We start from the raw sequence: 22,112 nt of genomic DNA on the forward strand, positions 1-22,112 counted from the left end.
AAATGGTCCTATAAAAAAAGATCTTCCTTATTCAAGGAAATCGCCCTTTAACTGTACAGTTGTATTTTTATAAAAGACTATTTGAAAAACTAAAGGGAATATTAATGGTATTATTTTAGTTGAAGGTGAATGGGACAAAATGGCACCATTAATCAGTAAAGAAGAAATAAAAAAATCAGATGAGTTTTTTGAACAAATCCATAAGATCGAAATGGATTATTTTGATTATTGGATAGAAAATACATTATGGGATTGGGAATTTTGGTTTTCAATATTTTTATCCATATTTCCGTGGTTAGTATGGTTAATAGTTCGTAAACGAGGAAGTGAAGCAAGGCTACTCTTGGCTGGGAGTTTTGGTATAATAATGGCTTGTTGGTTAGATTTCATAGGGGTAATATCTGGACTTTGGCATTATTCGGGAAGAGTTTTACCGACAATTCCAGCGTTTTTACCTTGGGATTTTTCATTGATACCAGTAACGATCATGCTTTGGTTGCAATTTAAACCAACATATAACCCTCTTCTCAAAGCTATTATCTATTCTGCATTGTCTTCTTTTATTGGTGAACCTCTATTTGAATGGATAGGATTTTACACAGAAGTAAACTGGAGTATTTTTTATTCCTTTCCAATATATATCGTTATTTATTTGATCTCTTATCGCATAAGTATCGCTAAAACATTTGATGCATTATAATTCTAAATTTAATTTGAGTTATTGGAAGGTTTTCGAAAAAAAACCAACAGTTGGAGCTGATTTAACGACTGATTCTAAATTTGAAGGAATTAGATAGCCAGTTAATGCACAAAAACGGATAATGGGTCCCACTATCTCCAAACTATTCATTGGATTTAGCCAATCAATTATGGGAAAGAAGCATGAAAAAGGATCAAGTGTATTTTGTATAGCATTGCTCGCGCATGATCTACTGTAAATATTTCCTAAATATGAAACCATTTTTAAGAACGAAAGAGTCGTCTATCCCATGTTCTATTAAATTCGAATTTTAACAAACATTGCGGTAATATAAATGAGAGAAATTCACATCTAGTTATACAGGAGGAAAGAACATGCATACAGTAGGATGGATAGGATTGGGTCATATGGGGACTCCGATGGTTCAAAATCTTTTACAGGTAAATTTTAAGGTGAATGTATATAATCGTTCCCAGGATAAGACCACCGCTCTTGTCGAAATGGGAGCGGTTAAACTGACAACACCGAAAGAGGTTGTCGAGCAATCAGAGATTATTTTTCTAATGTTATCAGACTCCAACGCCATTCGAGATGTATTAACACAAGTAAATGGTGTGCTAAGCGCTGATCTTCAAGGGAAAATCGTCGTGGACATGAGTACGATCTCACCAGATGATTCTTTGTCGTTTACAAAGCTGATTTCGGATAGTGGCGGTACATACTTAGATGCTCCCGTTTCCGGTTCAGTAGGACCTGCCAAAGCGGGACAATTAGTGATCCTTGTTGGTGGTGAGAAGAAAGCGATCGATATTTGCCAGCCTTATTTTGATGTCTTAGGAAAAGCAACGATACATTTTGGTCCAAATAGTAAAGGCAGCTCTGCCAAGCTGGCGATCAATTTATTACTCGGTATTCTTGGACAAGGCATCGGCGAAACGTTGTTACTAGCAGAAAAGTCAGGATTGGTAAAAGAAAAAGTACTGGAAATGATTTCACAGTCCGCCATGAATACACCTTTATTTCAAGGAAAAAAAGACATGTATCGTCACGATGACTTCCCTGCTGCCTTCATGCTTGAACTCATGGCCAAAGATTTAGGCCTGGTCAAAGCAGAAGCAGATAAATTAGAAACCAAATTACCATTGGCAGAAGCCGCTGATACGACCTACCGTACTGCAAAAGAGAATGGAAGAGGGAAACTAGATATGGCTGCGGTTTATCTAGAGTTGAAGGAAAATGGGGTTATATTGGGGACAAAGGTTTAATTAACTGAATAATAATTTTCTTTGAAAAACGCAAGGTTCATTCACACCTTGCGTTTTATCTGATTTAAGGGGTGGTTCAAGTATTTATGGTAATCAGCATTTCACATTATTATCTAGTGTTTTCACCATATTATACCAAGTTACTCCCCCATGCTCCGATTTTGATATCCCCATGTTGGCATATCCGTATTTATCATAGAAGCCAATTAGGTCCTCTTTACAAGTCAACGTGATAGATATCCGAATTTTTGCTCTCGCTGCTTCTTCAATATGTGCAAGTAACGCTGCTGCCACACCGCGTGTTTGAAAATGTGGAGTAACCGCTATTCCGAGTACGCTTTGATGACCGCCAGTTAATGGATTCGCCTTGACTTCCCGAAAAAGTTCATCTGTAATGTAGGGTGTTTCAATCACAGGGCCATTTACAAAACCGACAATTACCCCATCCATTTCAGCTACAAAGAAACTATCAGGAATGATTTGAATTCGCTCGGCAAATGTATCTTTCGATGCAGCCTCATCCCCTAGAAAGCATAAGCTTTCAATGATAGCAATCTCTGGTAAATCTTCCATCTTTACATTACGGATTATCAGCATTATCTATTTGCCTCCAACAATTAATAAATTCTTTTTTAAAAAATTTCTAGATTTATAGATATCCTTTATATTAACTCTTATATATTACTATATTAGGTTTAAGTTCGTAACAAAAGAATAGAATCCGCAACATTACATTGATAAATGCAATTCTTTTTATTGAATTATGTGAAATGAATAGATTTTTGCTAAAAGATAGAAACTAAAGAAACATTAATTCAATTGGAAAGGAATTTTTGCTATGGATCATGAGCAGGTAGAATCAATTAAAACCACAAAAATAGAGACAAAAACAATCGGTAATAATGAAAACTTAACATCAGCCGAAATGGGTAAACTTTGGGCTACTTATACAGGTAATACGATGGCAAAGTGTGTTCTAAGTTATTATCTTCAACACGTTGATGACCAGGACATTAAAAAGGTTTTAGAAAATACCCTAACTCTTTGTGAGTCGCTTGTGAAAAGTATTAAAGAAATATTTATTCAAGAAGGCTTTCCTCTTCCAATTGGATTTACAGAGGAAGATGTAAACTTAGGGGCCCCAAGATTATTTTCTGATGAGTTTTATCTTCACTACTTGAAATATACAAGTAAAGCTGGAATGAGCATTTATTCAATTGCTGTACCTTTAATGATACGACCAGATGTGAGAGATTTCTTTATTCATACGCTGGACTCTACTGTAAAACTTGTATCCCAAGTGAATGAGGTAATGAAAGCAAAAGGATTCTTCGTAAAGCCTCCAACCATTCCTACGCCCCAAAAGGTTGATTTTGTACAAAAACAAAATTATTTAAATGGATTTTTTGGAGATATAAGACCTCTCCATGCTCTTGAAATTGCACATCTTTTCGATAATATCGAAAATAATGTTACAAGTAAGGCATTGTTAATCGCTTTTAGTCAAGTCGCTAAAGATGAAAAGGTTCAGAAATTTTTGCTTAGAGGAAAGGAAATAACGAATAATCATATAGAAACCTGTTCTCATCAACTACATAAAAATAATTTGCCGTCACCACCATTATTAGATAACTTTGTAAGCACTTCTACTTTTTCACCTTTTTCAGATAACTTAATGTTGTGGCACAAAATAGATATGTTTTCCATGAAAATAAGGTCTTATGCAAATGGTTTATCACTTAATGGAAGACGTGATCTTGGAGCGATGTATGCTAAGTTTCAAATGGATGTAAGTCTTTATGTAGAAGATGGGGCTAATATTATGATTGACCATGGATGGATGGAACAACCACCCGAAGCGATTGACCGAGAAGATTTAGCAAAGGGTTAAATGCTGTGGCTAATGAAAACGTGACACTGTAAAACCATTAGTATGGTGGCAGCTTCTGGAGAAACTGCCATGAAGGCGCTCACTTTGGAGAAAGACAAACGCCGTTTTAATGTTGCCGTTAGACGAGTGAAAGACCAATTATGGCTCTTCCATACCCCAACCTTGAATGATCTTAGAAATCAAGAAGACATGCGCTATCAGTTGATCTCTTACTGCGAGAATCCTGAGAAGGAAATTCACTCCACCAACCGTGAAAAATGCGAAAGTGATTTTGAACGCAGTGTCTATGATCAAATTGCGGCAAAGGGATATCGAATCGATTTAGTCGTGGAAGGAGAAAAAGGCAGAATTGCCGTAGAATGTGGTGGTGATCAATGGCATGGCCCGATCGATATGACTATGATATGAATCGCCAGCGGATCCTAGAGAGATGTGGTTGGAGATTTTGGCGAGTCCGTGGCAGCGAATATTATTATGACCCAGAAAGAGCACTTGAATCTCTATGGGAAACTCTTAAACAATATCAGATTGGAACCATGGCCTAAGAGACCAGCTAAAACGATGACTATTTCTCTTACAAGACGGAGTGAACCTGAACGCAAATCCGTTGACAACCTGAATTCACAGGGATCAATCCGGACTACGACTCCGCCGACTAGTGAAGCAAATAACAAAAGATCTACCATTCTAACGAAAGAGATCACTCCCCCATCAGAACCAAATATCGTGTTAGAAAAGAAACAGGTAAACATTGCGGAAGTAGGATTGAAAACCTATTTAGAGAGCATAGGATATGAAGTGATCGACCTGCGCGATAATGGCGGAGCCTTCTGGCTTTTGGGAGATACAGAACTGTCTGACCGTATTTCAAAGCTGAAAGAACAAAATGTTCACTTCTCGTATGTACCAAATGGAAGCTTAGCAACCAACAAAAGACTGGGATGGTATTCAACGTATCACGGGTAAGACAATCGACAAAGTAAAGAGTTACTCAGCTTCTGAGCAACTCTTTTACTGATTACAGAATCCCTATCCCTACAAGTTTATGCCACAATTAACTATAATTATTTAGTAGAAATAGAATCACATGATTTTTAGATAATTTCATCAAGACATGGCTTCTATAAAAATCTTGTATCACATGAACCTTTCAAAAAACAAACCTATTTAAGTCGTTGTTAATTTAGCATAAATAACAAAAAACAAGCTTATTTCCCCTATTACTACAATATTTGGTACTGACACAATCAAATTAACAATAAAAAAGAATGCTAGAATCCCAATAAATAATCCTAAATGATAGATTTTTAACCTGTGGTGCTGATGTCTATATTGGTGGAAAACCAACGTAGTGGAGAAGAAATAGAGTAATACAGAACCAAAAACGAAATATTGGATAAATATATAGTCGACTTCATGTAAAAACAATAGTCTAATAGATGCTGCGATCATACTTAAAGACATTAATATAAACAGATGACCGTATATAATGGTTTGGCCGGCAGTTTGGATCGACTTATCTACTTTCTTTTCTACATTATCAAAATACTGCCACCACATCGCTATTATCAGGATAAATGAAATAACCGCAAAGCCGATTGAATTCCAATCTCCTTGTGTAGGCTGAATAACCGCAAGCGTACTGACAAGAGACTCACCAAATAGAATAATAGTGAATAGTCCGAATCGCTCCAATAAATGTGCCATATTAGTGGGTACTTTTACTAAATACCTTCGCCCGAACACTGGGACCATCATATCAATAAATATCCCTAAATATAAGAAAATATATCGGACCCAAGTATCGAATAGCAGTGAAAATAAGGAAATAATGATCCCTATCCAAAAATACCTTCCCAAATATTGTGCTGCCTCTTTACGAGAATCTGTTTCTAAGCGCTGGACAACAAGATATTGGATGGCCGTTATCGCTCTCAAACCAATATAACCAATTAAAAATGAAAGATAATATGTATCAAAATCAACGGATAAGCTTGATGTCATAATAAGAACAAAAAACATTTGCAGGATCAAAAACAGCCGTTGATGAAACAAATCTTGTCCAAACCGATTCACAAACATGGATTGCCCTACCCATGCCCACCAAATCGGAATAAAAATTAAGACAAACTTAAATAAATACTCTAAATGGATAATTCCTTCATCTACATGAAGTAAAACATGGGTAGCAACCGAAACAGAGGCTACAAATAATAAATCATAAAAAAGCTCTAACCAGGTAACTTTCTTTTCCTGCACTACTGAATTCCTCCCTATCCTTCATAAACGATTTATTATATCTATTCTATTAAATTTGAGACTAAAGGTTAATGTATTGGATTGGAATGAACCTGTGAACACATTGTTAATGAAAAAGAGCTTGCCTAAGGGCACTTGCTGCCTTATGGAGGTTGTCTATAACTCTCCTCTCAATTCCACTAAAGGATATATTAACAAACCTATTTAACTGTTTCTCATCATATATTCTTAAGAGTTCACTCTCATATTGTCCTTCCTCCTCAGTAAGATTCTCCCATAAAATATATTATTTTATTGTTTGATTGTACATTTCTACAAAACGAGTTTTATTCCTGCTGATTAATTCTCTGTTAGTTGTGTAAATGAAAAAAAGAGCAGTCTAAGTTTGACTACTCTGGGCATAATCTCTTACAATTGTTAGATTCTTACCAAATTTTCGTTATGAGAGCACCTAATTTCTCCTGGCGCTCTTCAATTTCATTTTTTGTCCATTTTTCCAGCGATGCGATATTTTTATTTTGGATAATGGTACTGTTCATATACAGATCTTTCTTTTCTGAAAAATCCTTGTTACTTGCTGAGGAATTGATATTTCCTAAAATAATCGTCATGTTTCCTATATTGGCCGTATATCTTTTACGTTCTTCCTCATTCGGAAACATGTTAAGCCATTGACTATTGGTTCTCGGTGTTACCGGTAAAATATGTTCTAAGTTAACCTTTTGATTGTCATTAGATATAATCGTTTCAGAGTTGTTTTCATATTCATAGATCGATCTAAGGATATACTTAACATTCCTTTCATCAGGTCCAGAACTAAACTCTCGATTGGAAAGGGCACCTAGCAGCTCTTTATCAGAAATCTTAATTTTATTTAATTGCTGCTTCAGTTCCTCGATTGAAATTTCATCTTTGTATATCTTTCGTGATAAATCGGTAAAGGTTATCTCCACCGTATTTGCTTTTCTTTGACTGATGAAAAAGTTCCTAATATTAATCCCAAGGACGAGCTTCAAAATTTGATTGATCTCCTCTAGTGGATAATTTTTCATGAACAAGGATAAGATGATCGGAATATGTTGCTTGGACTTAAATAAATGTAAATCCTCTGAGATTTTCTTATAGTATTTTAAAGAATTTTTGTCGGAATGATTCTTCAGCTCAGGCTTTTTAATTTCAAGATAATACTTGGATGCCCTTTTTAAATTATCCAAAAATTTTTCTACAGATAGTGCACTTGAAAGGTATCCATATTCCTCGATTTTCTCTAGGTTCTGTGCTTTCGTTGTTTTACCATTAAATAATGTGACAACCGTATTTAAAAAATCCGACTTATCAATTCCATCTAAATTCGCTTCTATTTCATTCCAATAGGTCTTTGTATTTTCTTCCCCTAATTGTTTAATACAAGAATTCTTAAGAACGTAAAAATCAGCAATTTTCTTACCTGTATTATTCAGGGTTTCAAACATGTCTGTCGCCACGTCTTCACTAGGTGTCTCTAACAATACTAATTGGACCCTATTCGTGATGGCTTTTAAGACCGCTTTCAAATCATCAGCCTGTAGATTGTTTAGATCAATATATTCCTGTAATAAATCACTCACATAATTAAAATTTTCGATGATATGTTTCGTGTTATCCCTTGATTTATCATCGTCATTATAATTTCCACTCTCTAAGAACTCCCTAAAAAACCGATCCGTATTCGAATTGTCGAATCGCAACTTATATTGTTTTTGATCTTCTTCCCAGCTCTCATCAAAAATATAATCACTGGTGATTTTATCAGCCAAGTCCCTTTTACCGAATGACCTGATTTTCTCCGTTATTGCTTTAATGATTAAAAGAAGGGTAACGGATCGTTGTTGTCCATCGTAAATGAATTTTTTTCCATCCTCATTGTAAATGGTAAAGAAATTAAGGATATGAACCCTTTGTTCTGTCGAATCTTCGTAAACTGAGATGAGATCATTGAATAGCCTCTTCACCTGTGGTTTTGTCCACTCGTAAGGTCTTTGTGTATAAGGTATGTATAATTTGTCATTCTTGATTAATAAGTATGTTTTTAAATCCTTCTCACTTGCCTTTAATAATTCACTCATATTAACACCTCAAGATCTTCGGTTAGAATGCTTTTTTCAATATATACATTTCAATCTTAACGCAATCTAATATCATGATCAACTTCCACTCCCTCAAATCCAAACTAATTAAACAAGAGGAAATGGCAGTCTCTTTAATCGAATTGGATTGGATTCAGATGGGTAAAGTAACAGGAAATAGGACGAAGGGGAAGAATGATGAGAAAAACTCTAAAAGTAGTCGGGGGTATATTTGGCGTTTTCTTTTTAGCTGTAATAGTAATCCTAATTGTCGACATTTCAAATGATGTTGAGTATATGGTAATTGAAGAAAATATTCAAGGGAACGGGAACTATGTTCGGGTTTCCACGGAGGCAACCAGTGAGGACGACTTGAGGACGATAGTTAATGAAGTAAAAAAGGATAGACCAACTGGAATTGATGCTACCTGGTTGTGGATTCATGAAGGTAAAGAGTCAACTGATAAATCATTAGGAAAACTATTGGCTTCAGCTAGAATTCCTTATAATAGCAAGGGTCAGATTATGGTAGGTGCAGATAACTCTGATTATATATTTGAAATGAAAAAGTAAATATAAAGGCCCCTCTAACCGATATGGTTTTTTTTTACTTCATCATTATTTAGCAAAGCACTTCAAACTTTTGAAGTGCTTTGCCTTTTAATTTATTTCATTACTTCCCCTTCATACAACTTCCAATTGTATTGTAATTGTTTATCTCCACGAGATTTTACAATAGCTTTTACTTTAACTTGTTCCCCTTTTTTCAAGCCCGATTTCATTGCTTTGTCTTTTAATTCAACAATAAAGACATATGGCATTATATCCGTCTTGGCTGTACTGATGGTTGACCAATCTTCACCGTTATAGCCTTGTGGATTTCCATAAACAACGATACTGTCTCCAATTGCACCTAAATCCGCAATCGTTCCTGTCCAAATAACTTCTTCATCATAGATAAAATCATCATAAGTCTGTGATTTTTGTTCGTTTGGTAAATTATAATAGGCTTCCACCAACGGGAAGAAATCGGATTTATTTTGCATTAGTTCAGCCACTTGCTTTTGTTGCTCGGATGCATAAATCGGTTCTAAATCGGTTAAAGGCTTACCAGCTTCTAAAACTTTTTTAAAACTATCATGCTGGCTTTGGCCTTGGATAATTAATATATAAATATTTTTGTGAGAAACTGTCAAATCGGATCCTGTATCGTATTTTTTAGCTTGTTCTTCTTTTTTAAATTCATGAATATCTACTTCACCGGTACCAATCACTTTCACAATGCCTTCACTATTTTTAAATTCAGAAGTTTTATCTTTTCCTTCACCCTTAATTAAACCTGATTCCTTTAACCAATCATACACATTTTCTGCTGTATACGCTGTTTCCTCTTGCTTGGATGTCGATTCTTCTTGTGTCTTGCTTTCTTCTGCCTTTTCTGGCTCTTCTTCACCGCCAAGTCCAGCTATAAATAATACTACAATAATCGCAATAACCCATACCCACCATTTTTTATAAAATGGTTTGCCTACTCTTTCTTTTTTACTCAAAAATGTCCCCCCTAGAATATATCGGTTCATTGTATATTTTCCCCTATCTTAATTGTTACATTCTTAACAACCCTGTTTGTTAATAGGAGTAAAAATCATTTTATACAGCACCATCCAAATAAATGAATTGTAGTTGGCCTTTGGTAATACGAAATTAAGAATTTTAGGAAGAGATAAAAAAGAGCTGCTCAGCATTTTGAGCAACTCTTTGATTAAGACAATATTAAAAAGGTACTTCACTTGAGTCCGCATATATATAGCTTAGTAAGTCGACCTCATATTCGCTGTAGGTAGGGTCAAGTTTGTTTCCATCCCAACGGTGTCCGAATACCTCATCGACCAGTACCTTCATTCCACCCTCTGCATAATTCTCAAGTTTTCTTCTGGCATTTAAACGAAATTCATTGTCATTGAAGGCTTCGATGTTCTTCCCTATATCAGGATCATTCAAAATGATCGAATAGGCCGCAGCCTTTTGACGGGAGCTGAAGTAGTTGCTTCTGAACTCCCTGCCTCGTTCCTCGATCTTCTTTTTTTGATTTTTTTTGAAGCCGATGCTGGCACAAATTAAGAATAAGTCTTGGTATTTGATATCGAGCTTCGTATTAAAATGAATATAAATTTCCTCGTATTCCTTACTTGTATAAATAAGGGCCTGCTCCATTAAAAAGTCCATGCTTTACCCCCTTGTAGCAATAGCGTCATTCAGTTCCATTGGAACAATTTCAGAACGCCCTGTTGTGATTTGCTCCAGCTTGTACCATTTACCAAGCTTATTGGTGCTTTTAAAACGCATTTCTTCCGTTTTTGATAATTCTGTATCTGTTAAGAGCAGAATCCATTGAGAAGTAAGGTTCGGAATATGATCAATCAAATGATCACGGTTATTTCCACTGATTCGGCCAAATGGGGTATCCATGAATAATGGGAAATTGATGTCCTCGGATCCGCCTGATGCCACTTTTGCCAAAGCGGTGATAAAGGATAAGGCCACCACCTGTCTTTGACCTTGTGAAATATCCTGGGTAATATTGATTTGATCCCAGCCAATAATATCAATTTCATATTTTTCATTGATATTGATTCGATTAATAAGATTCTTGTCTTTGCGGTCAATTAATTCTTTAAAGATGGCTGTAGCTTCGGTCGTCAATTTCAAGCGCATTTCATCGCTGTATTCTTTAAAGACTGTTTCAAATTGTTCCTTTAAAGCATCCATATATTCCAGAACCTTGGAATCAACTTGTAAGCTTTCGTTGGCACGAAGCAAACGGCTGAATTCCTTTTCAAGGGCGTCTTTGTCCTTTTCTTTTTCTTTAATTTGAAGCTTAGCCCCTTCAATCTCCACACCGAGATTATGTAAGAATTTCTCTTTATCCTTTAGGGTTGCTTCGAGATTTTTCAAGTTCTCCTGCTCCTGAGCCTTGGTGTTGATTTCATCTTTGTAGCCTTGGAGCTGTTTGTTGAATTCCTCGATGTTGGTCTTAATATCACGGAACTCTTTTAGATTTTTCGCGATTTTGCTTAAAATTTCTTCCTCTTCCAAACCAAAATCGTGAATGCTGGAAGTGATTAACGAAATCAGCGGGGTTAATTCTGAACGCTTAAAGTTGGTTTTTAATTGTTCAATATGTCGTAAGTATTCCGGATTTTCCCGCAAATCGCTGCTGCAGCAGGCACAAACAAAGTCATTAAGCGATTTTTCAATAACCTCAAAAGGAATTAAGTCCCTTTGGTCCACCAAGATTTGTTCCAAATATGATTTCACATAAAGATAGGTATCCTTCAAAATGAACTGGTATCCGTTTTGGAGGAGCTGTCGTTTCATTTCGTCTTTTTTAGCACCAGCCAGTTTGACTTCTTGATTTTTCATTTCCTTTTCATGCTCATACTTTTCTTGAATTTGGCGAACCTCTTCATTCTCAGCCAACCGTTCTTTAATATCGACAATTTCGCGTTCGCATGAAATTTTGTTCTCCTCTTTTAAAACAATTCGTTCCTCAAGATCAGAGATTTCCTGACTTAAAGTTTGGATCTCATTTTCTTTCCGGTTTAAATCCAGATGCTGTGAGCTTTGAAGAACTCTTTTCTTTTCGGAAGAATAAAGCCGCTTTAATAGCTGGATCGATTCATCCAGCTTATCGATTTGTAAAAGCTTAACAATCCCTGTTTTTACTTCCTCTTTCACCCTAGCATCCGTTTTAGCGAGCGTTTCAATTTTCTCGGCATCAAAAAGGAAGAAATCCTTAATGCTTTCATGAAGAATCTCATTCATGACGCTTTTAATTTGAATGGGATCGGTGATTGGATCCGCCGAATAATTCCCGTGTTCATCAATCGTGGTCAGTTCTGCATTTAGGATGCGTTCGGTAATTTTCTCGTTCGTTTTAATCCCCTGAAGCGTTCTCTTCATTCGGTATGTTTGGTTGTTCGCCTCAAAAAGGACCTCAACATGGGCATCGACCGGGATATTTTCATTTTCATCCAAGGCAATGAAGTTGACGAGGTGAATCACCTCTCTTGGGTTATCTTGCTGGATATGGGTACTGCCATATAAACCAAACATCAAGGCGCGAAAAATACCCGTCTTCCCTTTCCCGTTCTCCCCGAATATAATCGTGATGTTCTGAGAACCCTTTGCGAATTCAATCTTCTGCTGCCCATAAAATTGACGGAAATTATATAAGGATATTTCGAGTAATTTCATTCGCCCATTTCCTCCAATACAATCTCTCTAATTTCCCGTCGGATTAACTCTTCTATTTGCGAATGAGACTTTTTGCCTGATTCAATTTCTGCTAATAAAATTCGGGCCAAATAAGAAAGATCCTTGGGAAACTGTTGGATTTTTTCATTTAAGTCTTTATTGATTTTCATTCCAATACCTCCATCTGCTGAAATTCTCTGTATACATCCCATGGAAGCTTGTCCATCAAGTATTCAAGAGAGTAAGGTTTTAGTTTATTCCCTACCAGTTCTCGTGCTTTAAAATTGTTGATCGCAAATCGTGAAAACTCCGCAAACCTAGGGAGTTCTTTGGAAGCAATTGACTTATACATCTGGTCATTTGCCTCCGATGGGAGAACAATAAAGTCATAGATGACGGCTAGGTTTTTGCCAGGATATTTTCGTAAAATACGTCCGCGGCGCTGTACAAATTCACGCGGATTCGATGTACTGGCAAGAAAATAGGCAACCTTCGTACTAGGCACATCCACACCCTCATCTAAACATTTTATCGCCACCAAGATTTGGATATCACCTTGATCAAATGCCTCAAGAATTTTCATTCGCTCGGCAAGTGGTACTTCTGAATCAAAACGATGAACCCGGTAGCCTAAATCTGCTAGATTTTTCGTAATCAATTCAACCTCACCGGGAGCGCAATAAACAAGGGTATGGGACACCTCATCCCGCATTTTATCCGCAAAGATGGAAAAGAGCACGTCTTTTTTTTGTTCCGCCTTACTAATAATGAGACTTCGTTTCCGATTGACCTCACTAATTTCTTCTTTATTGTCCTTTTTATTCCCGTAGAGATAAATCAGCCTCTTTGTAAGTTTTTCATACCTGTCTAACTCATCATCTGTCAAGTCGATTGTTAGAGGATGATAAATATATTCCGTGAGCGCCCCGTTAGCAATGGCACTTGCCATATCATATTCATAGACGGTCTCGCCAAAGAAATCGGTTATATATTGAGAACCCTGCTCATCCCACCAGCGGTCAGGTGTTGCAGACAAACCAAGCTTTGCCTCGATGTTTCCGAGTTTGTTTTGCCTCAAGCTTCTCATCCCGAAATAGTGACACTCATCGGAAATCAGAAAGCTCTTCCCCCTAATCCTTGAAATCAAGTCATTAAACTCATCCGATGCTGCCGTTTTATAGGTCGTGATGGCGACATGCTTCTCTATCAATCCAAGATTGAAATCACGGACTTCGGTTTGAAGCTTATTCACCCATGACTTTTTATTGCCAAAGCAATTGGTTATCGTTCGATAGCCCATATCATGGCAATTTTTTTCCCACTGCTCCACCAAATGGGTGAACGGAACAAGAATAACCAGAAAGATTCTGCCTCTCTCTTTAAAAAATTCTTCCGATATCAGTAAGCTCGTAATCGTCTTTCCTGTTCCGGTTGCCATCTCCAGAATGCCGCACCAGTTATTTTGAATCACGGCATTGATGGCTTCCTGCTGGTAGGGTCTAGGTTTTACTTGATTGGGAAATGACAACCCCTTACCTCCTTCTGCCTTTTAGGAAATTAGGATAGTCTAATTTAAGGTGACAATTCCAATAGTGTTCACGGATATCAATTTTCCACTATCTTTGATTTCACTAGGCAGTGATTTATCATAATCAGAATCCTGTTCACGTACGATCCCTTTATCCACTAAGAAATCATAAACCTTCACTTCATGCATATTTCCTTCATATTCTTCTTTTAATACGAAGTAGACAAGTTCCTCGAAGGTTTGTATTTCGGAATCCTCTTTGACAAGAAGAATCTTGTCATAACGGTAATCCCGATGAATTTTTTGAATCTGTCTGAATCCATGCTTCACTAAAATGCTTCGCATCAAAAATGGATTCCATCTAAATGCAATGACAGGCAGTTTCCGCTTGTATCCTTTCAGCTGATTCAAAGAGATATATCTTTTTCCTTGCCTATGCTCTTCGATAAAAGTGGTTAAAGCTTGGACTACCTCATCAGGAATATGGAATTCACGGGCTGGGTAAAGCAAATCGATATCCACTTCAATCAATAATTCTTGTTCTAAAAGACTGCCAATGAGATTGGAAGCCATGACTTCACTATATCCATGCTCCTTGGCAAAATCATGAATTTCTTTTCTGGAAGCTCCATCGTTAAAGTGAGAGAGGATCACCTCATCAAAGCTGGTAATCTGACTGCCTTCCTCATAGAGAAAATTAACATGACCCTTTAAGGTTGGCATCAGTTTTTTAATCACAGCCGCAAGTTTGGCATTGGTATCAATCCCTTTGCCAATGAGTCCAGCAAGGTTTCGATCAAACATAAGCTCCTTATATAAGATACCCGCCGTTGTGTATCCTTCCTTAAGAGAGCGGTTCACTAAAGAGATCAACCCATCCGTTTCCTCGTTTGTTAACCCGATCGACTCAAATAATTTAATCTGATTCGTACCCCAAGGAATTAACTTTTCAGAAGCAGATATGGATTGATCAATGCGATACATCGGAACTCGGAGAAGCTCTTTTAATTCATCCTTCGAGCATGTACCTCCCAGATTCCGAATCGCTTCGACAATCGTCTCTTTCCGATCGGTCTTTTCAGCATCTTTTTGGTAGAAATTTAACGTGTTTCCTTTCCCAATGCTATACTCATCATCTAGGAAATATTTGATTATCGAATACAACTGCAGCTTACTGGTAATCCCGTAATGTTTAAGCTGATCTTCAAAGGCATGATATACTTCATCAATATTAATAACATTTACCTCTAAAAATCGTTGTTTTAAGTAAGCATCCACCAATGAAACAATGGTTTGATCGAACTCTTCACTATCAAACCATTGATACGTGTTACTTTCCACTAAGATCATATTGCTTGTATCTCTTAGACGGGCATCAATGGAACGAACAGAGCCTTCCAGCGAATAGTGATAATGTTCCAATGCCAACTTTTTCAATTGCTCAATGGAATTTTCATCAATTCGCAGCGGCTGGTGAATGTAATTCCGAAACAAATTCTCTAGTACATCGGGAATATGGAGCTTTCTCCTCGAGTAAAGTTCTCCATAGTGTTTAAACCCATAGCTTTCAAGAACCTTCTGGATCATATGATCGGATGGTTCCTTTACTCCCACTTTTTCCAGCATTTCTTCGAAAAACGATTGATACTCAATCGAATTAAATATCTCTGGTAAATCAAAAATATACTCTTCTACAATTTCATTGAAATTTTGACATTCCTCTGGGTCCGTGCAAAAAACACCCATTTTATCAAAATAAGCAAAAATACTTTTCTTATCCTTTAATACTTCGAGAAGATAGGAGTTCTCCTCGCCAATTAAGTCTAGAACTTCATCTTCCGGGATTAGGATTTGCGCATGCGACAATAGCTTAACAATGAGACGAAATTGATTGAATTTTAAATAGTTAAAAATCTTCTGGATCGCCTTCGCTTCAATTTGGCGCACCCGTTCCCTGGTAACCCCTAAGGATTGTCCGGTTTCTTCTAAGGTCCATTTTTTAACGAATCTACCTTGGATCACGGCCATTTCTTGTTCTTTAATAACCGCTGGTATTCCCTCTGCCAGTGTTTTTGGATGCTTTAAAGAGTTTAGCTTATTCGAGAATTCGATGAGGGACCGAACATCCCATTCCCCTTCAAAAATCTCAAAATCTTTTCCTTGGATATCTTCTAATTTTAACGAACTATTGGATATTGTTTGATAACCAAAAAGTTTTAACAGCGATGAAACATGCCATTTTTTTATGGACTCAAACAATTCTCCTGCTTCAAATTTTGCAGGAATGAAATCAGCCGCTGATTTCGCGTAGGTCACAAGGAGTTCTAAAACATCCTGTACCTTTTTCCTGCCGATTCCAGGACTTCTCGTGAATTCATCGATATGCTTTTGCTTTAATTGGCCAACGATTTTAACGCCTTTGTCCTCGCAGAAATTTCGAAACTTATTATAGCCATTTTCATAAAACAGCTGCGAAATTTCCTTATCACCGGCATATTTATTGGTTAACTCGATTGCTGGCGCTTCTGGATCAAGAGGTTGAGATTGATCAGGTAAAAGATGCTCTCCTAAGCGTTGGAATTCTTCTAAGCGCTCATCCACTGCCCGAACCTTTCCGATCCCAACACCAGGAGTACGCTTGAATTTTTCCAATACATCAGGTGTAATATCAGCAATAAACATTAATTGTTTTCTCTCACAAAATCTTCTGAAAATCTTATACTTGTTGTCTTCAAATAATTGAACAATCGCGGTGGTATTCCTTAACTCTTCGAAATCATTACCAGGAGTAACTTCTGTGGTCTCTTCTTCTTTTGGTCCTACCTCATCTTCGGTCGCATGCTCCTGGGCTGCATCCGTATGAATAATGCCAAAACCAGCTTTCAAAAACTCTTCGGCTAAATTATTCAAGTCCATATTGGCGTTCATATAGTTGAAACCATTTAGTGGAGTTTTATGAAAAAACAAATCATTGTCGACATGAAATCGGTTAATGAATTCCCCAAGACCAAGGGTGCTGAAATTCATTTGGGTAAAACGTGTATTCTCCTCTTTCACTTCCACGTAAGGTGCAAGTTGTGGTGAGAATGTTGGTAAAATATTGGTAGGCTTATCGGTGATAAATCGAAAGCCCCTAAGAGATAATTCGTCCACCAAATTGATAAATCGAGTACGATCGGTTCTATAAACTTCTCTAAGATAATCTAGAGAAATTTTATTCTCCATGATCGTGCTATTCGTAGTCAGGGTTGATACATTTTCACTATGTATTTCTGTTAAATCATGAATAATTTCTGGTATTTCGATGTAATCCTTCATGGTTTGATTCTCTGATGTTACGGTTGTAACTGGAACAGCAGCTGGTTGTTTCTCCTCAAACTGATAGATAGGATGATCAATTGGCTGCGCTTCTGGTTCTATTTCAGGTACGCTGATTGGATCTTGCTGCATCACTGGTTCAAAGGTATGCTCACTTGATGAATCTTGTGCTTCGATTGGTTGTATTTTAGCTTTACTCATTGAACTTTGATCCACTACTGGATCGATGGTATGTTCACTTATTGGAACTTGCTGAGCTTCGTTAAGCGGTATGTACTCTTCTGGAGGATTTGGTATTTCCTCTTCGACTATATCATCTTCTTGAACTGCCTCAATTGTCTGATTGACAGGTTCTTGGGTATCATTTGTCTCCAGTTCAATTAGGGCTTCCTCGGTTGGTTGATCATCAACTTCAACACCATAATTTTTACAAAGATCAGCAAGGCCACCAAAGAACCCGGCTCCAATCGCTTGGAATTTCCATTCACCGGAATATCGATAGATTGCACCTAGGACAATCGCACTCTCTTTCGTGAAGGAGTATTGAATAGGAAATGCGGCTACTTCCTCAAGGGTTTGCTTATTTAAAATTCGTAATTGAATAGCCGATACTTCTTCAAAGGTATGGCCATTAAAATCAGATTCATAAATCGAAAGGGTAAAGATGATTTTTTGAACTTCTTCTGGTACATGTAGAAGATCAACAAGGAAATTTTGTTTTTCATTTGTAGTGATCGACTCCTCTATCACAACAGAACCATTGCTTGAGCTAGGCTGTCCATAAAAAACAAAATCTTCTTCACTTACGATTTTCTCATCCTGCCCAACCATAAAGGCAGAAACATCAATATCCAGATTCCCAGGTGCCTGCCAATTCAAGCCAACAGATAATAATTGAGTATCCGGATTATTCTTTGTCAGATCGATTTTTTGGCCTTTTATCAAGGATAAGACCATTTTATACCACTCCTTCAAGGACAACGCGTTACAAACGGCATACAAATTTTCTTAATATAATAAAACTTTACCATATATTTTACCCTAAATGATGCAAAATTGCTTATTTTTGAAATTCCCTTCCAAAAACAACAAAAAAAGGCAGGAATTCTGCCTTTTCATTTGATATTCGATTCTTGCTTTATGAATTCTCCAAAATACGATTCTGCAATTCTATCCAGTTGTGAGGCGATATTATTGAAAGAAATATTCAAATCAAGTGTTTTTACACTGATTTTATTTCCGCCCATCATGAAATCACAGTCTGGCGTAATTGTTTCTTCTGTTTTGGCATAAAGCAACATACCTGCCACATTTCCGGTATTACCCACATCCTGATTTTTTACGTATGTAAAAATCTGATACAAATTATTAGAATGGAGAGTTCGGCTATCATACCTGCCCTGAACCTGCATGGTTTGTGCATAATACTTAGTATCAATGATAAGGATTATTTCACCATACCGGAGTATGATATCCGTCTGCATAATCGGTAGAAAATCAACCACGCCATCGTCAAGGTTCCAAGCCACCTGTGAAGCTGTTGCACGCAAGTAGGGATGATGGTATCGGTAATACTCCAAAACAAACTTCTCATATAAACGTGACATATGTTGATCATCCAAGAAGGTAGCCATTCTATACTCACCTTTATCAGTAGACAGCAATAGTCCTTCCAGAACAAAATAGCAAATATTGAGCAACATTTTATAGGTCTGGTTGCTTCGCTGATACTGCAACTTATTCCATTTGATGTAGGACGGCTCAATTCTATCAACACCATTAAAGAATAGCATTAATTTTTTCAAAGCGGTCCTACGTTTGATGCTTAAAGTAGATTGCCTTATAAGGATGATAGCTGTTGTCTTCAATATCTGATTAAACACATTGTTTTCGGACAGCTCATCATATTCACAGGTGAGCTTTTGTTTTCGCTGTAGCTTATTATGGATTGTACCGTGAATATTCAGTTTCCCTCGCATGACTGAAAGGTTATCACATTCCGTAATATATTCTCGGTACAGCCCCTGCTTTAGCTGCTTGGCAATGCCTTTAGCAAGAATGGCAGCTAACAAATCTTGTATATTCTCAAATTCTTCTGACGCGATTTCATCGTAGTTTGATTGTTTCAACACCTGAAAAGCATATGTAAGCATGTAATAAATGTTTTTGATGTGAATTCCCTTATCATTAGTCACTGAAAACACCATGAAGTATGTTCTCCCAACGCTGAAGTTTAGACGGTTCATCGAACCAATACTCACTTAGCATCGGAAGAATTTCGTATTCAACAACTTCCTTCATCCATTCATCAGTGCATTCTTCCATTCTTAAGAAATAGCTATGACCAATACAGAAGCCCTTTCCAAGAGAATTATCTGCAACGATTTCCCTATTAAGTTCTTTAATTCGCTCTATCAGAGTATTGAAAGTATCATTGTCAATTTCCGCTTGATATGCTTTAAAACCATCAGAATTAAATCCCGGTTCCATTTCGAAGAAACTGAAACGGCGTCGCAAAGCATAATCAATCAGTGCAAGACTTCGGTCAGCCGTGTTCATCATGCCGATGATGTACAAATTCTTTGGAACAGTAAAGGGCATCCCGTTATAGGCAAGCGTTGCCTTTGTACCACGGTAGTCTTTTTCAATCAGCATGAGCAGCTCACCGAAAATTTTACTCATGTTGCCACGGTTGATTTCATCGATGATAAAGAAAAATGGTTTGTTCGGCATATTCGCCGCCTTTTGGCAAAAACGATAGAAAATACCGTTTTTCAATTCGAATCCTTCCCCCTGCGGCTTATAGCCCATAATGAAGTCCTCGTAGGAATAGTTCTGGTGAAACTGAATAAATTCAATGCGGCTATCGTCTTTCTCCTTCATCATGGCATAAGCTAGACGCTTTGCTGCAAAGGTCTTTCCAACTCCCGGAGCACCTTGCAAAATTAGGTTCTGCTTATTCTTCAGCAATGAGACCAGTGTATCAAAGCGTCCACCAGTCATATAGACTTCTTCCAAAAATCTTTCTTTGGTGTAAAGTTCTAACATTTCTTTCTGTTCGACAGGATTTTCTTCACGGATTACATCCATGATAAATTCATATTCACCCTTGGTCAGCTTAAATAGAGTGCCATTCGGATTGGTGAAGAATTCCATGCGCTCCAGCTCAGGAAAACTCTTTAATGTTGCATAATCAATAGGAATTGCAAGGCCCTCCACTTTTTCAATATAGAGATTCTCTCCGTCATTTTCCTTCGCTACTTTCGCAAGTGCTACAACCTGTTTTGTAGGGTTGGATTCATATCCAATAACAAAATCATCGGCCTTTGCATCCAAAAAGTTCTGGAAGATCTTGCGTTTATTGCCATTTTCGTTATACAACGTATAACTTTGTGTTTCACCGATACCAATATCTGAAAAGCTCCAAATTTTCGGTCTGGCATTTAGCCACCAATATCCGATTTTATCACCCATGGTAGATGTTTCATCGGCGTAAAGCGGAATCTTTGAAAAGTCAAATTGGTCCAGTGCTTGACTCAATTCCTCGCGCAATTTCCAGATATAGTTTCCTTCTGTGTTTTTATCTGCATCCTTGCCAACATAAAGAATTGGCCACCATCTTGAATTGTCGTTATTAGTTGTTAAAACCGGACATCCTGTTTTCTCAGCCACGCGTCTTGCGAGGGATGAAGAACCTGAATTATAAAAGTTATAATTCTCTCCGTACTTGATAGAAAGTTGTTTGCAGGTAGCCATACCGCCATAGTCTTTCATCCGCTTCATAATTTCAAGACTATTATTCGTGAACACCGTTTCATCCGCAAGAAGGGACAACCATGTTTTAGTTGAAATGTTGGGGCTGTATTCCGTTGGGAACCACTGAGCGGTGGTTTCTACAGACTTTTTAGAATAATTCCGACTGATGTAAAAACCAACATCAATCGTCAATGTTTTCAGATTTTCATCTGGGTAACAGTTTTCAGTCAGTACAGAATGCAGCAACCCAATTAGCTCTTCATCTGCAGCCAGTTGTTCACAAATTTCATTATACAGCTTAAATCCACCTACTAGGTTAGCAGAAGATGCCCCTTTTTTTGGTACGAATTCACTGTCCAATTCTTTAGCAACGGCACGACACTCGGAGTATTTGTAAATATAGTATGTATCCGGATAACGAAGCCATAAGTAGGTACTGATAGAATTTGGATTCTGATAGTGCTGCTTCCAAGTGCCATCATCATATTTTGACCGCAATAATTCCGCATCGGACTGAAATTTTTCCACTCGTTCTGCAAAATCCTTTGTTTCATCAAAAAGATTAATAAACATGGCTCTAGTAGCCTCAGGATCCACAGAAGCAAATTGTTGGATCATTCCTCTGGGAAAGTTGTTCATGGAGGCAAGCAGGTTAAAGGTTTTATCAGTTGCTTTCATAAACATCTCCGCAAAGTTAGGAGCTTTGATATCCCAGTGATCTTGGAAGTGCTTTACAGCTTCCCATTTATAACGCTCGTTGACCCACTGCTTGGAAACGAAATCTCTTTTGTAATCTACTAGGACAGCTTTTATCTTTTCCAAATCAATCATGCTGTCACATTCCCCCTTAATCATTATGTAAAAACCATGCATATTCTCAATTCAAATATATTTACTTGTATTAGCCAATTATATCCTTAAAATAAACCAAAAAAATAGAGTAAGCCTGGATTGGCTACTCTTCTAAAGTAAATAAGCAAATTTCATTAAAGTGGGACATATAAAACCTATTATGCATTATCATGATCCTTAA

Annotated in this window: 17 protein-coding genes and 1 pseudogene; 7 read left to right on the plus strand and 11 right to left on the minus strand. The window is 37.2% G+C overall.

Annotation, left to right across the window (positions count from 1 at the left end):
* Positions 1-139 precede the first annotated feature (139 nt).
* Both ACWM35_RS10055 and ACWM35_RS10060 read left to right on the plus strand, forming a co-directional pair.
* Entirely contained in the window at positions 140-700 is a 561-nt protein-coding gene (locus ACWM35_RS10055) for a CBO0543 family protein (RefSeq protein ID WP_454817883.1), read from the plus strand.
* A gap of 374 nt (positions 701-1,074) precedes the next feature.
* Entirely contained in the window at positions 1,075-1,965 is an 891-nt protein-coding gene (locus tag ACWM35_RS10060) for an NAD(P)-dependent oxidoreductase (RefSeq protein ID WP_454817885.1), read from the plus strand.
* A 93-nt stretch (positions 1,966-2,058) separates the two neighbouring features.
* Here the strand turns inward: ACWM35_RS10060 and ACWM35_RS10065 are convergent, their stop codons facing one another.
* Positions 2,059-2,562 carry a GNAT family N-acetyltransferase gene (locus ACWM35_RS10065; RefSeq protein ID WP_454817887.1) on the minus strand — a complete coding sequence of 168 codons (504 nt, stop codon included), beginning with the start codon at positions 2,560-2,562 and terminating at the stop codon, positions 2,059-2,061.
* Between the two features lie 241 nt (positions 2,563-2,803).
* Between ACWM35_RS10065 and ACWM35_RS10070 the strand changes: the two genes are divergently transcribed.
* The 4 genes and pseudogenes from ACWM35_RS10070 to ACWM35_RS10085 all read left to right on the plus strand — a co-directional run bounded on the left by ACWM35_RS10070 (position 2,804) and on the right by ACWM35_RS10085 (position 4,822).
* Positions 2,804-3,856 carry a DUF3231 family protein gene (locus ACWM35_RS10070; RefSeq protein WP_454817889.1) on the plus strand — a complete coding sequence of 351 codons (1,053 nt, stop codon included), beginning with the start codon at positions 2,804-2,806 and terminating at the stop codon, positions 3,854-3,856.
* Positions 3,857-3,925: 69 nt separating this feature from the next.
* Positions 3,926-4,264 carry a hypothetical protein gene (locus tag ACWM35_RS10075; RefSeq protein ID WP_454817891.1) on the plus strand — a complete coding sequence of 113 codons (339 nt, stop codon included), beginning with the start codon at positions 3,926-3,928 and terminating at the stop codon, positions 4,262-4,264.
* Positions 4,261-4,311 (plus strand): annotated as a pseudogene (locus tag ACWM35_RS10080) (hypothetical protein); the annotation flags it as partial. The gene ACWM35_RS10075 and the pseudogene ACWM35_RS10080, both read left to right, overlap by 4 nt.
* A gap of 1 nt (position 4,312) precedes the next feature.
* A complete protein-coding gene (locus tag ACWM35_RS10085) occupies positions 4,313-4,822 on the plus strand; it encodes a hypothetical protein (RefSeq protein ID WP_454818178.1) in 510 nt (169 codons plus the stop codon).
* 201 nt (positions 4,823-5,023) lie between these two features.
* Here ACWM35_RS10085 and ACWM35_RS10090 read toward each other — a convergent pair whose 3' ends face one another.
* Both ACWM35_RS10090 and ACWM35_RS10095 read right to left on the minus strand, forming a co-directional pair.
* Entirely contained in the window at positions 5,024-6,115 is a 1,092-nt protein-coding gene (locus tag ACWM35_RS10090) for a low temperature requirement protein A (RefSeq protein ID WP_454817893.1), read from the minus strand.
* Positions 6,116-6,540: 425 nt separating this feature from the next.
* Complete coding sequence (locus ACWM35_RS10095; RefSeq protein ID WP_454817895.1) at positions 6,541-8,220, minus strand: DUF262 domain-containing protein; 1,680 nt, start codon at positions 8,218-8,220, stop codon at positions 6,541-6,543.
* 198 nt (positions 8,221-8,418) lie between these two features.
* Here ACWM35_RS10095 and ACWM35_RS10100 point away from each other — a divergent pair, with 198 nt between their 5' ends.
* The gene (locus ACWM35_RS10100) at positions 8,419-8,793 is read left to right on the plus strand and encodes a hypothetical protein (protein WP_454817897.1); all 375 of its coding nucleotides are present in this window, start codon (positions 8,419-8,421) and stop codon (positions 8,791-8,793) included.
* Positions 8,794-8,885: 92 nt separating this feature from the next.
* Here the strand turns inward: ACWM35_RS10100 and ACWM35_RS10105 are convergent, their stop codons facing one another.
* From ACWM35_RS10105 to ACWM35_RS10140, 8 genes are all read right to left on the minus strand, one after another.
* Positions 8,886-9,770 (minus strand): hypothetical protein, encoded by an 885-nt coding sequence (locus tag ACWM35_RS10105; protein WP_454817899.1) that lies wholly within the window; start codon positions 9,768-9,770, stop codon positions 8,886-8,888.
* Positions 9,771-9,993: 223 nt separating this feature from the next.
* On the minus strand, positions 9,994-10,446 hold the full coding sequence (locus tag ACWM35_RS10110) for a hypothetical protein (RefSeq protein WP_454817901.1): 453 nt from the start codon (positions 10,444-10,446) through the stop codon (positions 9,994-9,996).
* 3 nt (positions 10,447-10,449) lie between these two features.
* A complete protein-coding gene (locus tag ACWM35_RS10115; protein ID WP_454817903.1) occupies positions 10,450-12,477 on the minus strand; it encodes an AAA family ATPase in 2,028 nt (675 codons plus the stop codon).
* Positions 12,474-12,647: a hypothetical protein gene (locus ACWM35_RS10120; RefSeq protein ID WP_454817905.1), complete on the minus strand. Its 174-nt coding sequence runs from the start codon at positions 12,645-12,647 to the stop codon at positions 12,474-12,476. The genes ACWM35_RS10115 and ACWM35_RS10120 overlap by 4 nt, the downstream gene beginning before the upstream one ends.
* Entirely contained in the window at positions 12,644-14,005 is a 1,362-nt protein-coding gene (locus ACWM35_RS10125; protein ID WP_454817907.1) for a DEAD/DEAH box helicase family protein, read from the minus strand. The genes ACWM35_RS10120 and ACWM35_RS10125 overlap by 4 nt, the downstream gene beginning before the upstream one ends.
* A 39-nt stretch (positions 14,006-14,044) precedes the next feature.
* On the minus strand, positions 14,045-18,280 hold the full coding sequence (locus tag ACWM35_RS10130) for a TerD family protein (protein ID WP_454817909.1): 4,236 nt from the start codon (positions 18,278-18,280) through the stop codon (positions 14,045-14,047).
* Between the two features lie 158 nt (positions 18,281-18,438).
* Complete coding sequence (mcrC, locus tag ACWM35_RS10135) at positions 18,439-19,530, minus strand: 5-methylcytosine-specific restriction endonuclease system specificity protein McrC (RefSeq protein WP_454817911.1); 1,092 nt, start codon at positions 19,528-19,530, stop codon at positions 18,439-18,441.
* Entirely contained in the window at positions 19,511-21,910 is a 2,400-nt protein-coding gene (locus ACWM35_RS10140; RefSeq protein ID WP_454817913.1) for an AAA family ATPase, read from the minus strand. The genes mcrC and ACWM35_RS10140 overlap by 20 nt, the downstream gene beginning before the upstream one ends.
* Positions 21,911-22,112 lie beyond the last annotated feature (202 nt).

The sequence above is a fragment of the Neobacillus sp. K501 genome (assembly GCF_053749995.1).